9 protein-coding genes are annotated in these 16,235 nt (G+C 58.6%); 7 read left to right on the forward strand and 2 right to left on the reverse strand.

What is annotated here, in order from left to right; genetic code table 11:
- Positions 1-171 precede the first annotated feature (171 nt).
- From AC3WOY_RS12615 to AC3WOY_RS12630, 4 genes are all read left to right on the forward strand, one after another.
- Positions 172-4,098, forward strand: coding sequence for an EAL domain-containing protein (locus tag AC3WOY_RS12615; protein ID WP_492424234.1), 3,927 nt, complete (start codon positions 172-174; stop codon positions 4,096-4,098).
- A gap of 145 nt (positions 4,099-4,243) precedes the next feature.
- Positions 4,244-6,958 carry a bifunctional diguanylate cyclase/phosphodiesterase gene (locus AC3WOY_RS12620; RefSeq protein WP_492424236.1) on the forward strand — a complete coding sequence of 905 codons (2,715 nt, stop codon included), beginning with the start codon at positions 4,244-4,246 and terminating at the stop codon, positions 6,956-6,958.
- Between the two features lie 90 nt (positions 6,959-7,048).
- Positions 7,049-9,850, forward strand: coding sequence for a type VI secretion system tip protein TssI/VgrG (gene tssI / locus AC3WOY_RS12625; protein WP_492424238.1), 2,802 nt, complete (start codon positions 7,049-7,051; stop codon positions 9,848-9,850).
- A complete protein-coding gene (locus AC3WOY_RS12630) occupies positions 9,840-11,063 on the forward strand; it encodes a LysM peptidoglycan-binding domain-containing protein (protein ID WP_492424240.1) in 1,224 nt (407 codons plus the stop codon). The genes tssI and AC3WOY_RS12630 overlap by 11 nt, the downstream gene beginning before the upstream one ends.
- A 35-nt stretch (positions 11,064-11,098) precedes the next feature.
- On the opposite strand, the gene istB is transcribed toward AC3WOY_RS12630, so the two are convergent.
- Complete coding sequence (istB, locus tag AC3WOY_RS12635) at positions 11,099-11,881, reverse strand: IS21-like element helper ATPase IstB (RefSeq protein ID WP_492424242.1); 783 nt, start codon at positions 11,879-11,881, stop codon at positions 11,099-11,101.
- Positions 11,882-11,903: 22 nt separating this feature from the next.
- Positions 11,904-13,454, reverse strand: a complete 1,551-nt coding sequence (gene istA / locus AC3WOY_RS12640) for an IS21 family transposase (RefSeq protein ID WP_492424244.1) — start codon at positions 13,452-13,454, stop codon at positions 11,904-11,906.
- A gap of 419 nt (positions 13,455-13,873) precedes the next feature.
- On the opposite strand from istA, the gene AC3WOY_RS12645 reads away from it, so the two are divergent.
- From AC3WOY_RS12645 to AC3WOY_RS12655, 3 genes are all read left to right on the forward strand, one after another.
- Positions 13,874-14,821: a hypothetical protein gene (locus AC3WOY_RS12645; RefSeq protein WP_492424246.1), complete on the forward strand. Its 948-nt coding sequence runs from the start codon at positions 13,874-13,876 to the stop codon at positions 14,819-14,821.
- A 161-nt stretch (positions 14,822-14,982) separates the two neighbouring features.
- Positions 14,983-15,597: a hypothetical protein gene (locus AC3WOY_RS12650; RefSeq protein WP_492424248.1), complete on the forward strand. Its 615-nt coding sequence runs from the start codon at positions 14,983-14,985 to the stop codon at positions 15,595-15,597.
- A gap of 206 nt (positions 15,598-15,803) precedes the next feature.
- Complete coding sequence (locus AC3WOY_RS12655; protein ID WP_492424250.1) at positions 15,804-16,235, forward strand: lysozyme inhibitor LprI family protein; 432 nt, start codon at positions 15,804-15,806, stop codon at positions 16,233-16,235.

Genomic DNA, 16,235 nt, shown 5'->3' on the forward strand with positions numbered 1-16,235 from the left:
CTCGTATCAGCGGGCATGATGCCGTGCCCGTCCGAACTCATACCGCAGCACGCTCGTTGCTGCGTTCGCGTGACGTACGGAACATTACGCCGTTTTGATGTTCCTATAGTGGCAATACGGTTTCCCTTCCCTCGTGTCCCAACGTTGCAGTAACGGCTCGCCGCAACAAGCATGCCGCTCCAAATACAGTTAGAGGAAATTCCGCAACGGGCCGCCCGCTTGTGCGACGCCCCGGCCGCTTTGCTGGCCTTCATTAACGAGCGCCAACAATGGTTCCGGTCGACGCTCGGGGTCGCGCTTGAAGGAAAGGGCGGCACCTGTTTTTGCGCCCAGGCAGTATGCGGCACCGACCTCTATGTCGTATCCGACGCGAGCATCGACCCGCTGTTCATGAACGAACCGCTGGTGCGGGGAGCCGGCATCCGCTTTTACGCCGGCATGCCGCTCATTTCCCGCAGTGGATTTCCGCTTGGTACGCTTGCCGTACTGGATTACAAGCCCCGCACGCTGTCTGACGTCCAGGCCGAAGCGATCCGCCTGCTCGCCGTGCATGTGATGATGGAGCTGGAATTGCAACGGCAGTCGTCGCGGCTCGACACGCTGCAGGAGGAATTGCGATGCCAGGAAGATATCCTGAATGAACGCAACCGGCATCTCGAAACCGTACAACGCCTCAATTACATGGGGAGTTGGGAAATCGGCCTGCGCGACCGGCAGTTGCGCTGCTCTGACGAGATGTACCGCATCTTCGGCTTCGAACGAAAATCTTCCGGGGACGATATCAAGGCATTCATGCAGCTGATCCACGCAGAAGACAGGCGAAACGTCGTCGTTGCACAGGAACGCGCATTGAGGGGAAACGCCCCGCTGGATACCGAATTCCGCATCGTGCGTCCCGACGGCGAGGTGCGCTTCGTGCACATGCGTGCCGAGATGGGCACCAATTCGGCCTGCGAAGAATCGCTGTCGGGCACGGTGCAGGACATCACGGCGAAACGGCAGGTTGCCGAGCACCTGCGCCTGCTGGAAACCAGCGTCGCGCACCTCAACGACATGGTAATGATTACCGAGGCCGCCGCCGACGAGCCGGGGCCGCGCATCGTCTTCGTCAACAGCGCGTTCGAACGCCACACCGGCTACAGCCACGAGGATGTAGCGGGGCGCTCCCCGCGCTTCCTGCAAGGCCCGAAGACGGACCGCAAGCAACTCGAACGCCTGCGCGAAGCCATGAAAAGGCAGCAGGGTATCTGCATCGAGGTGATCAACTACAGGAAAAGCGGCGAGGAGTTCTGGGTCGAGATCGATATCGTGCCCGTGCTCGACAAGCACGGCAAGGCAACGCACTTCGTCGCCGTCCAGCGCGATATCACCGAACGCAAGCAGCGCGACCTCGAACTGGAAAAGACCACGCGGGCGCTGCACATGCTCAAACGCTGCAACGAGGCGCTCATGCGTGCCGAGGACCAGCGCGAACTGCTGTACCAGATTTGCGAACTGGCGGTGGAAAGCGACGGCTATCAGTTCGCCTGGGTCGGCCTGGTGCACGATGACGAGCGCAAGAACATCCAGCCGGTTGCGCATGCCGGGCTGCTGCACGAGCCGGCGCACGCGGCGGCAACGCAGATCAGCTGGTCCCCCACCTCGGCATTCGGACGCGGCCCGGTAGGAAGGGTGGTCTGGGAAAGCAAGCCGGTCCTGGTCGAAGACCTGGCGCAAGACCCCTCCATGGCGCCATGGGAGGAGTGGATCCGTGCGGAAGGCTTCAGGAGCATGATCGCCTTGCCGCTGGTGACCAAGGGACGGGTATTTGCCGTCCTTGTCCTGTATGACCGCGGCGTCCGCACCTTTTCGCAGGATGAAGTGAAACTGATGCAGGACCTTGCGAATGATGTGTCGTTCGGCATCGAGCACTTGCGCGCGCAGCAACGCCAGCGCCGGCTGGAAGAGGCCATCGTCAAGGTAGCAACCAGCGTCTCGGCCAGCACCGGCACCGAATTCTTCGAGCAGCTGACCCGCAACCTCACCGAAGCAGTCGACGCGCAGGCCGGGTTCATCGCGCGCGTCATTCCCGGCGAACCGATCAGGAGCCGGACCATCGTCGCCGTGGTGGACGGCAAGGTCGTCGACAATTTCGAGTACGTGATCCAAGGCACGCCCTGCGAGCACCTGCTGACGGAAAACCATTGCGTCGTCCTCGACAAGGTGGCCGAACGTTTTCCGCAATCCCCGTCGCTGGCCGAGCTCGGCGCCAGGGCATACGTCGGCAGCCGCCTGGTCGATGCCTCGGGCCAGCTCATGGGCCTGCTGTTCGTCCTGTTCCGCACACCGCTGAAACAGTTGGACCTGGTGAACTCGACGTTCCGCATCTTTGCCGCGCGGGCGGCGAGCGAGCTGGAGCGGCAGGAAGCCGACCAGCGCATCCGCGACCAGGCGTCCCTGCTCGACAAGGCGCAGGACGCCATCATCGTGTGCGACACGGATAACCGGATCACCTTCTGGAACAAGAGCGCGGAGCGGCTGTACGGCTGGTCTGCGGATGAAACGCTGGGCCGGAACAAGCAGGAACTCCTGTACAACGACACCACTGTTTTCCAGAACGCCATGGGTGCCGTCCTGCGCGACGGCGAATGGAGCGGTGAAATCCCGCAGCAGCGCAAGGATGGATCCCGTCTCGTGGTGGAGGCGCACTGGACACTGATCACATCCGACGAAGGCGAAGTGCAAGCTATCCTCGACATCCACGCCGATATCACGATGCGCAAGGCGGCCGAGGAAAAGGTGCAGCAACTGGCCTTCTACGACCAGCTGACGCGCCTGCCGAACCGGTCCTCGCTGATGGAGCGCCTGCAGCACGCGGTCGGCCTCTGCAACCGCCGCCGCACGCTCGGCGCCCTGATGCTGATCGACCTCGACAACTTCAAGACACTGAACGACACCCTCGGCCATGACAAGGGCGACATGCTGTTGCAGCAGGTGGCGTCGCGCCTGCTGCCCTGCGTGCGGCAGACGGACACGGTCGCGCGGCTGGGCGGCGACGAGTTCGTCGTCCTGCTGGAAGATTTAAGCAGCAGCGCGAACGAGGCGGCCATCCAGGCCGAGGTCACCGCGGAAAAAGTGCTGGCCGCCCTCAACCAGCCCTATCCGCTGGAAGGCTACGAGCACATCAGCACGCCCAGCATCGGCGTGACGCTCTTTCGCGGCGGCGGGGATTCTGTCGACGATGTGCTCAAGCGCGCCGACCTCGCGATGTACCAGGCCAAGGGCGCCGGCCGCAACACCATCCGCTTCTTCGATCCGGTGATGCAGGCCGCCGTCAAACACCGACTCGGACTGGAAGCGGACCTGCGCAATGCGGCGCGCACCAACGAGTTCGTCCTGTACTACCAGGCGCAGGTGGACAGGAACGGGTACCAGACCGGCGCCGAAGCATTGATCCGCTGGGAGCAGCCGAAGCGGGGCGTGGTATCGCCTGCCGAGTTCATTCCGCTGGCGGAAGAGACCGGCCTCATCCTGCACCTCGGCGAATGGGTGCTGGAGACGGCGTGCGCCCTGCTCGCCGAATGGCAAGCCGACCCGCAAACCGCGCACATGACAATGTCCGTCAATGTCAGCGCGCGGCAGTTCCGCCATCCGGATTTCGTGGAGCTGGTGTTCGGCGTGCTGGAACGCACCGGCGCCGATCCCAGGAAGCTCAAGCTGGAGCTGACGGAAAGCCTGCTGGTGGACGACATCGAAGCGACCATCGACAAGATGACGCAGCTCAAGGACCGGGGCGTCGGCTTCTCGCTGGACGACTTCGGGACCGGGTATTCCTCGCTGTCGTACCTGAAGCGTTTTCCCCTCGACCAGCTCAAGATCGACCAGTCCTTCGTGCGCGATGTGCTGGTCGACCCGAACGACGCCGCGATCGCCCGTACCATCGTCGCGCTCGGCCAGAGCCTCGGCCTGTCCGTCATCGCCGAAGGCGTGGAAACCGAAGCGCAGCGCGACTTCCTGGCAGAGCATGGTTGCCAGGGCTACCAGGGATATCTCTTCAGCCAACCGGCGCCGGCCGCCGACTTCCTGACGCACATCCGTACGCTGAACACGATTCATTGAACGCACCTTCCGTGACCGACTTTTCGTTTACATCACAAGCCTGCTTCTTCTTCCCGCATACAGTCAACGATAAGCAATCTCCATTGTCGAATCCTTTCCGGCCGCCTTGATGCGCCGGCGTCCATTTACAGTTTCGGACCACTTCATGGCGACGGATACACTTTCCGATGGCAGGTTTTCACGGCTGAAGTCGCTTCTCGGCGATGGGCAGTTCCTCAAGAAGAACCTCGGCCTGCTGCTCTTCTGGCCCATCAAGGCGATCATTCTCGGCTTCATCGGGTGGCATTTCCTGCTCACGCATCTCGACGCGGAAAAAGTGGAGGCCGAACGAACAGCCCTGCGCGAAGCGGAAACATTGAGCCGCGCCTATGCGCAGCACCTGTATCGCGCGCTCGAAGCCGTCGACCAGATCACGCTTTACGTCAAGAGCGGATGGGAGCTGGGCGGCAACAGCTTCAAGCTGGAAAAGATGGCCGGCACCGGCCTCTTCACGGAACGTGCCGGCTTCTACGTCAGCATCATCGATGCGGACGGCAATCTGCGCACCAGCACCATTCCGGAAGCGCGCCGCGTGAACATTGCCACCGAGCCGTATTTCCAGGCCCATCTGGACGACAGTGACGAGTTCTATATCGGCACCGCACGCATCGGCAATTTTTCGCGCACGCCGGTCGTTCCCTTCTCGCGCCGGCTGGAAGATGCGAACGGCACTTTCCAGGGCATCGTCCTGGTATCCGTCGTGCCGGAATACTTCACCTCCAGCTATGACGAAGCCGCGCTCCGGCATCTCGGCCTCATCGGCATCCTCAGCGCCGACAAGGTGGTGCGCCTGGCGAGGATCGGCAACGAGATCTTCCTGCCGCATGGAAAGAAGACCGCACTGATGCGCGAGCTCCCCTTTCTTGAACCGGGAGGCAGCGCCATGCTCGACGGCAACGAATGGTTCACCGACCGCCGCACCCGCTACGTCGGATGGCACGCGACGTCCGGATACAAGATGATCACCGTCGCCGGCCTCGACCGCGAAACCGAACTTGCGCCGTACTGGGAGGACAGGCGCGAAGCCATCAACCGGGGCATCCTGGCCAGCGCGGTGCTCGCCCTCATCACCCTCGCCGCCATGATCGTCTCGCTGCACATCGTCTGGCGCCGGCACCAGATGTACTCCATGCAGGAGACGTACCGCCGCGCGACCGAAGTCGGCAACGACGGCTTCCTCATCGCGCGCGCCATGCGGGATGCAAAGGGCAACGTGGACGACTTCGAAATCACCGATTGCAACGAACGCGGCGCCAACTTGCTGCGCTACCGCCGCGAAGAACTGATCGGACAGCGGATATCCTGGATGTACCAGGACGTCGCCGCCGAACGGACGATGCGCATGCTGTGCCGCGCGATGAAAACCCGCTTCTACGAGGGCGAAACCGAGCTCGCCAGCCTCGGCCTGGAAGGCGGGCCGCGCTGGCTGCACATCCGCATCTCGCGCCCGAACGACGACCTCGCCATCACCCTGCGCGACATCACCGACCTCAAATCGCACGTCGCCGAACTCGAACGCCGCGGCAATGAAGATGCGCTCACCGGGCTGCCCAACCGGCACTGGCTCAATTCCTTCCTGCCGCAAGCCGTGCATCAAGCCGCCGCATCCCGCCGCATGCTGGCCTTGCTCTTCATCGACCTCGACGGCTTCAAGGCCGTCAACGACACCATGGGTCACCATGCCGGCGATGAAATCCTGCGCAATGCCGCCCAGCGGATCAAGGAGGCGACGCGGCCCCAGGACTACGTCGTGCGCATCGGCGGCGACGAATTCCTGGTGATCCTGGAGCGGATAGGACACGCCTTCGACGCCGCCCAGGTCGCCGACCGCATCCTCGACGCATTCAGCACCGCATTCAAGGTTAACCAGGGCATGCGCACCATCGGCGCATCGATCGGCATCAGCCTCTATCCCATCGACGGCGCCGACGCCAACACCCTGCTCAACAATGCCGACATCGCGATGTACTCCGTCAAATCCGACGGCAAGGGCACCTACCGCTTCTTCGACCCGCGCTACTCGGAAGCCATCCGCGAACGGCACCGCAGCGAAGCCGAACTCCACCACGCGCTCGACCACGACCAGTTCGTGATGTACTACCAGCCGCGCGTCGACGTCTCCACCGGCGTCACGTCCAGCATGGAGGCGCTGGTGCGCTGGGCCCATCCCACCCGCGGCATGGTCGGACCGAACGAGTTCATCCCGCTGGCGGAAGAAACCGGCCTCATCATCCGGCTCGGCGAACAGATCATCGAAAAAGTCTTCGCCCAGGTCGCCCACTGGGCAGAGCAGGGGCAGGAACTGGTGCCCGTGTCCATCAACGTCTCCGCCCGGCAATTCCGCGAATCCAACGTCGCCAAACTGCTGACGTCCTGCCTGGAACGCTACAAGGTCGACCCCGCGCTGATCGAAATCGAGCTGACCGAATCGTCGATGATCGAAGAAGGACACAACGTCGTCGAATGCCTGCAGGCCATCCAGGCGACGGGCATCAAACTGCTGGTGGACGATTTCGGCACCGGCTATTCATCGCTCTCGCAACTGCAGCGGCTGGACTTCGACGTCATCAAGGTCGACCGCGCGTTCACCGCCGGCATGAAGGATTCCAAGGAAGGCATGGCCCTCATCACCGCCATCATCACCATGGCGCACGCGCTCGGCATGCGGGTCGTCGCGGAAGGCGTCGAGACGATCGAACAGATCGTCGCGCTCAAGCAATTGCGCTGCGACGAAGTGCAGGGCTTCTTCATTTCCCGGCCCTTGCCGCCATCGAAAACGCAGCCCATCCTGCCGCGCTGGTTTTTCCCTTCAACAACTTGACATCCCCATTGGCACGGCCTTGTTTTATTGCTATTTTGCCAATTTTGCGCTATTGTCAGCGGTCTCGATTTCTTTCCAAAAAGACAATCAATGGCCGCAAATTCCCCCTTCTCCGAGGCACTCACCAGCCTCACCGACGCGCTAGCTTTCACTCAGTCCGGCCGCCTGTTCACGCTCTCGTTTGCCCCCGGCTCCGACATCGACGAAGGCACGCTGCTGCCGCAGGAGTTGTCCGGCGATGAAGCTGTTTCCGAAGGCTTCACCTACTCCCTGACTTGCCTGTCTTCCGATGCCCACCTCGAACTGAAGCAGTTCATCGGCTTGCCGGTGCAGGTTTCACTGCTGACCGACGGCGGCGAGGAGCGTGCGCTGTGCGGCCTGGTCACCCGCGCCGAATTCGGCGGCTCCGATGGTGGCTTCACCCGTTATGTGCTCACCCTGCAGGACCCGTTCGCGGTGCTGTCCCGCCGCGTCAACAGCCGCGTGTTCCAGGACCTGTCGGTCGTCGAATTTGTGTCCGTTCTGCTGCAGGAACACCGCCAGAACAATCCTGTCCTGGCGTCCTGTTTCGATCTCGACGACCGTTGCATGGGCGAGCATCCCGCCCAGTCCTGGGTTACCCAGTACAACGAATCCGATACCGCGTTCATTTGCCGCTGGCTCGCGCAGGAAGGGATCAGCTGGTACTTCGAGCATGGCGATGCCGGCGTGCCGGGAGAGCACCCGAAACTGACGCTGGTGCTGTTCGACGATGTATCGGTGCTGGAACCGGCTTCTGCGGACAAGATCCGCTTCCACCGCGACGACGGCACCGAGTCGGAAGACAGCATCACCGCATGGCAGGGGGTACGGACTTTACAACCCGGCGGCACCGAACGCGCCAGCTACGATTACAAGTCCGTCGTCACCAGCACCCAGCAGGATGGCGCCGGCATCGACCAGGGAGAGCACGGCGAGAAACTGGCCAGCACGCTGGAAGACGTGCGTTATGAACCGCACCACAGCGCCAACGACGACGACGATTACGCGCGCTACGGCAAGCTGCGCATCGGCGCGCATGAATTCGCCAGCAAGTCATTCAACGGCAGCGGCAGCCACCGTGAACTGGCCGTCGGAAGGTATTTCGAACTGGCCGACCATCCGGTGCACGACCAGGATGCGCCGGAAGACCGGCAGTTCACGGTGCTGCGCACCCGCCTGTTCGCCCGCAACAACCTGCAGCAGGAGGACAAGGGTGGTGAACCGGTGTTCCGCACCAACTTCGACGCCACTCGTCGTCACATCCCCATCATTCCCGCCTTCAGCACCACCGAACATGCGAAGCCGGTCGCACCAACACTCTTGACCGCCATCGTCGTCGGCCCGCCCGGCGAAGAGATCCACGTCAACGAGTACGGCTGCATCAAGGTCAGGATGCCGTTCACCCGCAGCCTGGACCACGCATTTGCCGAAGGCGCGGGGGCCAGCGGCACCGACCGCGATTCCCTCTGGATCAGAGTGGCGCAATCATGGACCGGCAGCCACTATGGGCAAGTGTGGATTCCACGCATCGGCGACGAAGTACTGATCCAGTTCATCAACGGCGACATCGACCGACCGATCGTGATCGGCTCGGTCTACAACGGCACGCACCGTCCGGCGGCCTTTACCGATGCCGGCAATCTCCCCGGCAACAAGGCGCTGTCCGGCATCAAGAGCAAGATGTATAAGGGGCGGGGGCTCAACGAAGTGGTCTGGGACGACAGCACGAACGAGCAGCGCATCCGGGTCGCGACGGATCATGGCAAGACCGCACTCAATCAAGGCTACCTCGTCCACCCGCGAAGGGATGGAAAAGGTGAACCGCGAGGCGAGGGATTCGAGCTGAGGACCGACCAGTACGGTGCGCTGCGTGCAGGTCGAGGCATGCTCATCAGCACCGATGCCAGGAACAATGAAAGCAGCACGCATCTGGACAGCAAGGAACTGACCAACCAGCTCACGAGCAACCTGGAACTATCCAAGACCTTGTCGGATGCGGCGAAGGACCACAACGCCGATCCGCTGGAAGCGAATGCGGAAGCGGAACGACTGATCAAGGTCGCCAGCAAGACGTACACACAGCAAGGCGGCACAGGACAGAAGGCGGAAGTGCCGGGCTATGAAGAACCGATCCTCGCGATTTCCAGCCCGGCAGGCATCATCAATGCAACACCGAAGAGCCATGAAATCGCCGCAGGCGAGCACATCCACTTCTCCAGCCAGCAGGACACCAACATCGCGGTGGGCAACAAGCTGTCGATGGCCATCAAGGAAGCGTGGAGCGTGTTCGTCGCCAAATCCGGCATCAAGCTCTTCGCCGGCAAGGGCAAGCTGCAGATCCAGGCACAGGACGATGAGATCGAGGCGATTGCGAAGAAGGACATCAAGGTTACGTCTGTTGACGGACATATCGACATCACTGCACCGAAGAGCATACGACTCACCGCAGGAGGTTGCCAAATTGAAGTCGGTAATGGGCAGATTACATTGAAGGCACCGGGTCCGATCAATATCCACGGTAGTGCAAAAAATCTGACAGGACCGGCAATGGTAAGCACGGCGTTACCTGTATTACCAAAAAGTCAGATGGAAATAGATAACTCAAAAGATCCGACGTATAGCCAGCAAATTAACGGTACAGAACTTATAAATAGGCACCCCCAATTGGCTAATCTTCCATATCAAATTTGGAAAAAGGACAGTTCTCTCCAGATAGCATCAGGTCACTTAAATGCGGACGGGCTATCAAGCCGGATATTCACAGACCAAGAAGAAGATTTGACGATAATCGTCGGCGACGCAAGCTGGGAAGTAACTGTTCCAGAAACGCCTTCTTTGCCAAGCAAAAAAGGGGACTCAAATGACGAATGAAGAATTCACAACAGTGACGATTTCAGAAGGAGATTCGCTTTGGAAAATCGCAATTAAGAATAAGGTAAGCGTCGATGAAATTTTGGATGCGAATCCGGAGATAAAAAACCCGAAAAATCTTCGTATTGGCCAGAAAATAAAAGTCCCGAGCAATAAGGTGAATTACACAATTAGATTCCTCAATCTTATTGATCAACCACCAATAGGAATACGGTTCAAGATACTTGCTAACGAGCGGGTAATCGTATGTGGAAAAGTCACCAAGACAGTGAATGAAGCAAATTTCTTGGTACGGAACGGAGAAAAGTTATCGATCTTCACAAATAAAATTGGTGAAAGCCAATTTGAAAAAATCGCGAAAATTAACGTTGACCGGCGGCGTCCGTTAGCGCTTCTGAAGATCAAAAGCGCAAAAATCCAAAGCAAGACCGAACTTCACCCGAGAACTGGCGCAATACCCGATAGCCAACGAAACAAAGGCCAAAGCGCGAATCAGCCTGCAAAGACAAAGAAAGAAGACCAAGGGTTACATCACGCTCAGGGACACAATCACCGACATCAACCAGAGCACACCCTTATACCGGGCGAATGTGCGTGCGGGAAAGACCTTACCATCGATCAATTAGCCGCAATATTTTCAAGCAGAAAAAAGTCAGATCTAGAGAAATTCCTTTCTCCAATAAATACCATGCTACGCAAGTATGAAATCAATTCGTGTCTTAGAAAGAGCCACGCCCTTGCGCAAATCGGACATGAATCAGGATGTCTAAGGTACCTCGCAGAAGTTCTGCCAACAGGAACAAAAGAAGCGGACGTGTATGACGGCTATAAGGGGCGAGGCCTGATACAACTCACTTACAAAAGAAACTATGAAAGGTATGGCGCGTATGTTGGTGTGAACTTTCTTGAAGAAAATAGGAGCAAGTTGGAGTCCATCGAATGGGCAACAGACTCTGCCGGATGGTATTGGTGCCACGGCACTTCAAGTAATCTGAATTTACCAGCAGATCTAAATGATTTGCTAGACATATCCGTTTCTATCAACGGCGGATTTAATGGCTTTGACCATAGAGAAGAAAATTTTAGACGCGCACACAAAGTATTAAAGGCAACTGTATGCCCCGTTGGCCAGGTTAAATTCCCCCACCTTTGGCCGGGTCAAACTCCCCCATGGCAGGACATGCGGATTGTAGGGCAATCGGCGTCGCATTGACGAATTTGGCCGTTGCCGATGATGGCCCGAGTTGGTCAGCCTGCCTTTGTCTCGGTTGCCGTCGACTGCGTCAAGCGGCTGGCTGCCTCTTTCAGCCGGTAGCTGCGTCCCTCGAACTCCAGCAGATGCGCGCGGTGCATGAGCCGGTCCAGGATCGTGGTCGCCATGGTCATGTCGCCCAGGTATTTCCCCCAGTCCTGCACCACCCGGTTGGAAGTCACGACGATACTGCGTTTGAGCTTGTAACGCTGATGCACCAGCGCCTGCAGCAGTTCACCCGCGGTCTCGCCGATGCGGCGCGCCAGGAACAGATCGTCGAGCACCAGCAGGTCGGCCTCGACCAGCGCGCGCATCTGCTGCCGCTGCTCGACCTCGCTGCCCATGGCGTACTGCGCGAATGCGCTGTCAGCCTCCAGGTAGCGCACCGCATGGCCGGCCAGCGTGGCCTGGTAAGCGACGGCCTTGGCGACATGGCTCTTGCCGGTGCCGGGCTTGCCGACGATCAGGGCATTCTGCCCTTCGGCGATGAACTTCAGGGTGTGCAGCTCGAAGCACGCCGCACGCGGCAGCTTGGGGTTGAAGCGCCAGTCGAAGTCGGCAAGCAGGGCCCGCTCGTCCAGCCCGCTTTGCTGGTAGCGCCGTTCCATCAGGCGTGAGCGGCGCCGGTCCAGTTCATCCTGCAGGATCAGCGAGAAGGTCTCCAGGAAGGGCTCCTGCGTGGCCTGGGCCTGCAGGATGCGCGTTTCCAGCGTGGCGCGGATGCCGGACAGGCGCAGCGCGCGCAAGGCACGCTCGATTTCGTTCATGGTCATGCTCATCGTGATGGTTCTCCTTGGTGGGTCAAAGGGTGGCGGCAGCCTGCGCGCCGAGGGTGAACAGGTCGGCGTACTCGTCGCCGTCCCGGATCAGGGGATGCTGCTGGGTCAGGTCCAGTTCGTGCTGGATTGGCGCATCGAGGGCGGCCAGCGCCTCCTGCAGGAGGCGCTCGGTCAGTGCCTGGATCGACTTGTAGTGCTGCACGCCATCGCGCAGGGCCTGTTCGCACGCCTGCTCGATGAGACGGCGCGGATAGCGCCGGGCCAGGCCGACCACGCCGCGCAAGCGGCGGTGACCGATGCGGCCGTCGCGCTCGAACCATTGCCGGCATAGGGCGAGCGTGGCTGGTCCGATGTGTTCGGCCTGCGCCAGGATGCTCTTCGTCTCGCGTGACGGGTTGTACGGCCGCTCCTCTTCCGGCAGTAGCACGCTGCCGGGCCGTTGCGCGCGCGGGTGCGTGCGCAGCAGGGCCTGCGTGGTACGGTCGCGGATCTCGATGTGGCGCTCGAACACGCGCACCAGAACGCGGCTGCCGATGGCCGCCGGGCGTGCTGCATAGCTGCTATGGTCGATGCGCACGCAGGTGGCGTCGTCGACGGTGCGTTCGCACTCGGTGAAGTACGCAAAGCCCGACAGCGGCAGCGGCTTGAGGTGCGCGCGTTCCTCCTGGAACATGGCCTCCACCTGACGCCGGGTGGCACCGTGCACGCGCTGCGCGGCCCAGCGCGTTTCCCAGTGTTCGAGGAAGGCATTCTGCTCCTCGATCGATTCGAAGCGCCGGCCCTTGAGCGCGGTGTTCTGCGTATGCTGGATGGCGTTCTCGACGCTGCCCTTGCGGTTCGGATCGCGCACGCGCGCCGGGTCGGCGACCACGCCGTAATGCGCCAGCACCGCGCTGTAGACCGGGTTCAATTCCGGCTCGTACAGGTCGGGCTTGATGACGCCTTCTTTGAGATTGTCGAGCACGACGTAACTGGCGGCACCGCCGAAGTAGCGCCAGGCCTGCTCGTGCAATTGCGCCCAGGTCTCCTTGCTGGAGTTCCAGACCACGCGCCGGAAGCAGCGGCGCGAATAGCGCAGCGTCATGACGAACAGGCGCGGACGGCGGTAGCGGTCGCTGCCGGGCACGCGCGTGAGCGCGCCTTCGCCGTAATCGACCTGGACTTCCTCGCCGGGGGCGAATTCGAGCCGGTCGAACTGTTCCGGTTCGTGCTGCACGATCTTGCCGGCGAATCGCTTGACGCTGTTGTAGCCGCCGGTAAAGCCGAACTGATCGACCAGGTCCTGGTAGATCGCGGTGTAGTTGCGGCGCAGGCGCAACTGCGACTCGATGAAGGCGCGGAACGGCTCGCAGGCCGACGGCATGGCCTGAGCCGGTGGCCGGGGTGGGGGAATTTGCGCTGCCGGCCCGGTGGCCGCCCCGGGGGAATTTGCCGACTGGGGTGCAAGGCGCAGGGCCAGGCGGCGGATGGTCTTGCGATCGACGCCAGTGATGCGCTCGATCTCGCGCTGGCTCTTGCCGGCCGCCAGCAGCGTGGTCACGGTGGTTTGCAGATGTGGCTTCAAGACGTTCACTCCGGATTCCCCTCGACATGCGGAGGGGGAAGGTTACGTCCTGCCAGCGGGATGCCTCCCGGGCGCCAGAAACGGCCTCTACAGTGCCGTTACGCGGGCCTCAGGTGGGGGATTTTGGGGTGGCCAGAAGTGGGGGATTTTGACCGGCCAACGGGGGTATGCAAGGTTAAAGAGAACAAGAGTGACGCTCCTCTTTCATTCACAAAGAGTGCGATATATGAAAAACGGGACCCTTCTTTCGCCTTCGGTTATTGGAGTGACCCCACTTCCCCAAAAAAAGGTCTCCATAAAGATCAGGCCAATAGCAAAGCGGGATATGCGCGCTTCTTAGAACTGAATGAGAGTAATCCGATTAAGAAACCTCGTTTCGGCTTTAAGAATACTGAGGCAATGATTAAACACGCAAAGGCAAAATCTCAATGACGAAGTTTTTTTCATTTCTATTTATCAGCATTTTTTCGACGCTTAATGCAAACGCTATAGATAAAGAAGCCAAGATCGTCTCAGCTTTTTTAGAAAAAAATGAATGGAATTTATCGGAAAGTAAGATGAACTTCGCGGTGCCATCTCCCGACATTCTTCCGATTCATTTTTTTAGCAAGCGCGCAAATTCCCCCAGCTGTGGAGTGCTAGTTCAGAAGGCAAGTGAACTGAGCTTTATCGAGATTTTGATGAGCGAGCCAGATGATCCATATCCTCACTGTGCTGGCATTAAAGACGCAGTATTTTTTAAGTTAATGGACAAAGCGTACCTCCTGTTCGTATATACGGAAAAAGAAACTAGAGACGAAATTAACGACCGATTCTTTTTTATTTATCGAGACCAGGACGGTCGCTATGTTGTAGACAAACAATTAAACGAATTAAATATTCCTGTAGAGCTTGTTAAAAAAAATTCTAAGCGCATCGGTCCAAATGGTACTTGGTACATGGCGACAGCAGACGATGGAATACGGTTAGCAAAATCGATGATGGTCCAACGCATGACCCCAGATATGGATTTTCTCGACCGAGATTTTGTATTTGAGAGAGACAGTTCATTCTCCGTTTTGAAAGATACCACGCGGCAGAAATGTTTCTTTGTAGTCGAGAATAGTGGAAGTTTTGCAAAATTCAGCAGTGATCTTTTTACAGAAGACGGTAAGTGCATCGACTTCTTGGCATCGAGCAAAGCAAAGAAGGGCGAGAAAACTTACTTTCTCGGAATATTCGAGGGCGCAGGCAAGTCAAGAAATGTCGCCGTTTTTTCAGTAACTCGAGATGGATTAATCCGCGCCGAAAGAGAGCTTGCACAAATGATTCGTAGTACTGGAAAATCCAGAGATATCAAATCGGCTAAAACGCATTTGCAGGAGATCGCAAGGTAACAGCAACAAAACAGTGTCGCCTAATAACGTCTTGATGTTTCTATTCGCACGAACAAAAGGACAGTGCTCATCTGGGCAACCCGGCATTTCTTGTCCGCGACGAATTATGACGAAGCCGTAGAAACAAGCGGAAATTCAAGCGACACAATTAACCCGCCGCTATGAGCTTGCCCAAACTTAAACAAGTTTTCTTCTCCACTTTGCTTGGCGCCAGTTTTACGGCGTCTGCCGAAACGTTGCCCCAAGCTGTCTTAGACCACCTTCCGACAGGTTACAAAGTTCTATTGCATGCGAGTGGCGACCTGAACGGTGACGGGCGCAGTGACCACTTGGTGGCACTGCATCGGGCAGACGAACTTGACATCACAAGAAAAACACTCGCCGCGCCACTGCGCCCCCTGCTCCTCTTGATCCAGAATGCGGCAGGCACCATTACCCTTGCCCGGCGCAATGATCATGTGATTTTCTCAGCAGATCAAGGTGGTCAGTGCGATCCGTTCGAAGAGTTTGGCGAGGATGCTTCCGGATTTGCCATCAAAGGCGCCTATTTCACAGTCCAGAACAGCGTCGCATGCGGCGCACACTGGACCGACTACATAACGTTCCGCTATGACACGACGCTCCGCGACTGGGTGTTTCACAAACGCATTGCCGAAGCATGGGTACTGAATAATGGCGGCGTCCTTGACGCAGATGCACTCGTGCCGGGACACCGGCAGGTAACTACAAGCAAAGGCAAGCCAGTCACCCTGTTCGAGAAGTACCGACCAAAGTGACAACGTATCGTCTGCGCTACTAGAGACGTTCTAGCGAAAACCGCGCAAATCGCTCGAGAGGCATTTTGTTCGCGAGCGCTTGTGCAATCCGCATTCCGGTATTCACCGAGCCAGTACCCCCCAGATGTCCATGCCCGAATGCACACCACAAACCTGGGCCAAGCGGCTCATGAATGACGAACTCGGATTTCTTGCTGAGGACCTGTATGACTTATCAACATACGAAATTTAATGGTTTGCTTGTCTTACTTACATTCGCCGGCGTTCTGTTTTCTAAAGAATCACTTGCCGCCTGCAATGTCCACGAGACCCCATTGACGAACGAGAAAGCGTGTGTCCGATTTAAAGCAGCAGACATAAAGCTTAACAAGACATATAAGAAGCTAATGTCGGAATTGAGCACGAGTTCGAAATCGTTACTCAGGTCGTCTCAAAGAGAATGGATTGACTGGCGGGACGAAAAGTGTGACCAGGTACAAGAGGATAGTCAGTGTGAAAACAGTTTATGCAATGGCGTGGCACATGATATTTGCATCATTGATCTCACTGATCAACGCACTCAAGAACTAGAAGAATATTCGCGGAATACAGAGAGCGCAAAGAAACAGAGATTTGCGTTTACTAGAAGCTATAAGTAG

The organism is Noviherbaspirillum sp. FW303-A3, assembly GCF_058788695.1.

What these genes read in the sequence shown, in the direction of transcription:
- AC3WOY_RS12615 (WP_492424234.1), top strand. Translation starts at nt 172, where the DNA reads ATGCCGCTCCAAATACAGTTAGAGGAAATTCCGCAACGGGCCGCCCGC.
- AC3WOY_RS12620 (WP_492424236.1), top strand. Translation starts at nt 4,244, where the DNA reads ATGGCGACGGATACACTTTCCGATGGCAGGTTTTCACGGCTGAAGTCG.
- tssI (WP_492424238.1), top strand. Translation starts at nt 7,049, where the DNA reads ATGGCCGCAAATTCCCCCTTCTCCGAGGCACTCACCAGCCTCACCGAC.
- AC3WOY_RS12630 (WP_492424240.1), top strand. Translation starts at nt 9,840, where the DNA reads ATGACGAATGAAGAATTCACAACAGTGACGATTTCAGAAGGAGATTCG.
- istB (WP_492424242.1), bottom strand. Translation starts at nt 11,881, where the DNA reads ATGAGCATGACCATGAACGAAATCGAGCGTGCCTTGCGCGCGCTGCGC.
- AC3WOY_RS12645 (WP_492424246.1), top strand. Translation starts at nt 13,874, where the DNA reads ATGACGAAGTTTTTTTCATTTCTATTTATCAGCATTTTTTCGACGCTT.
- AC3WOY_RS12650 (WP_492424248.1), top strand. Translation starts at nt 14,983, where the DNA reads ATGAGCTTGCCCAAACTTAAACAAGTTTTCTTCTCCACTTTGCTTGGC.
- AC3WOY_RS12655 (WP_492424250.1), top strand. Translation starts at nt 15,804, where the DNA reads ATGACTTATCAACATACGAAATTTAATGGTTTGCTTGTCTTACTTACA.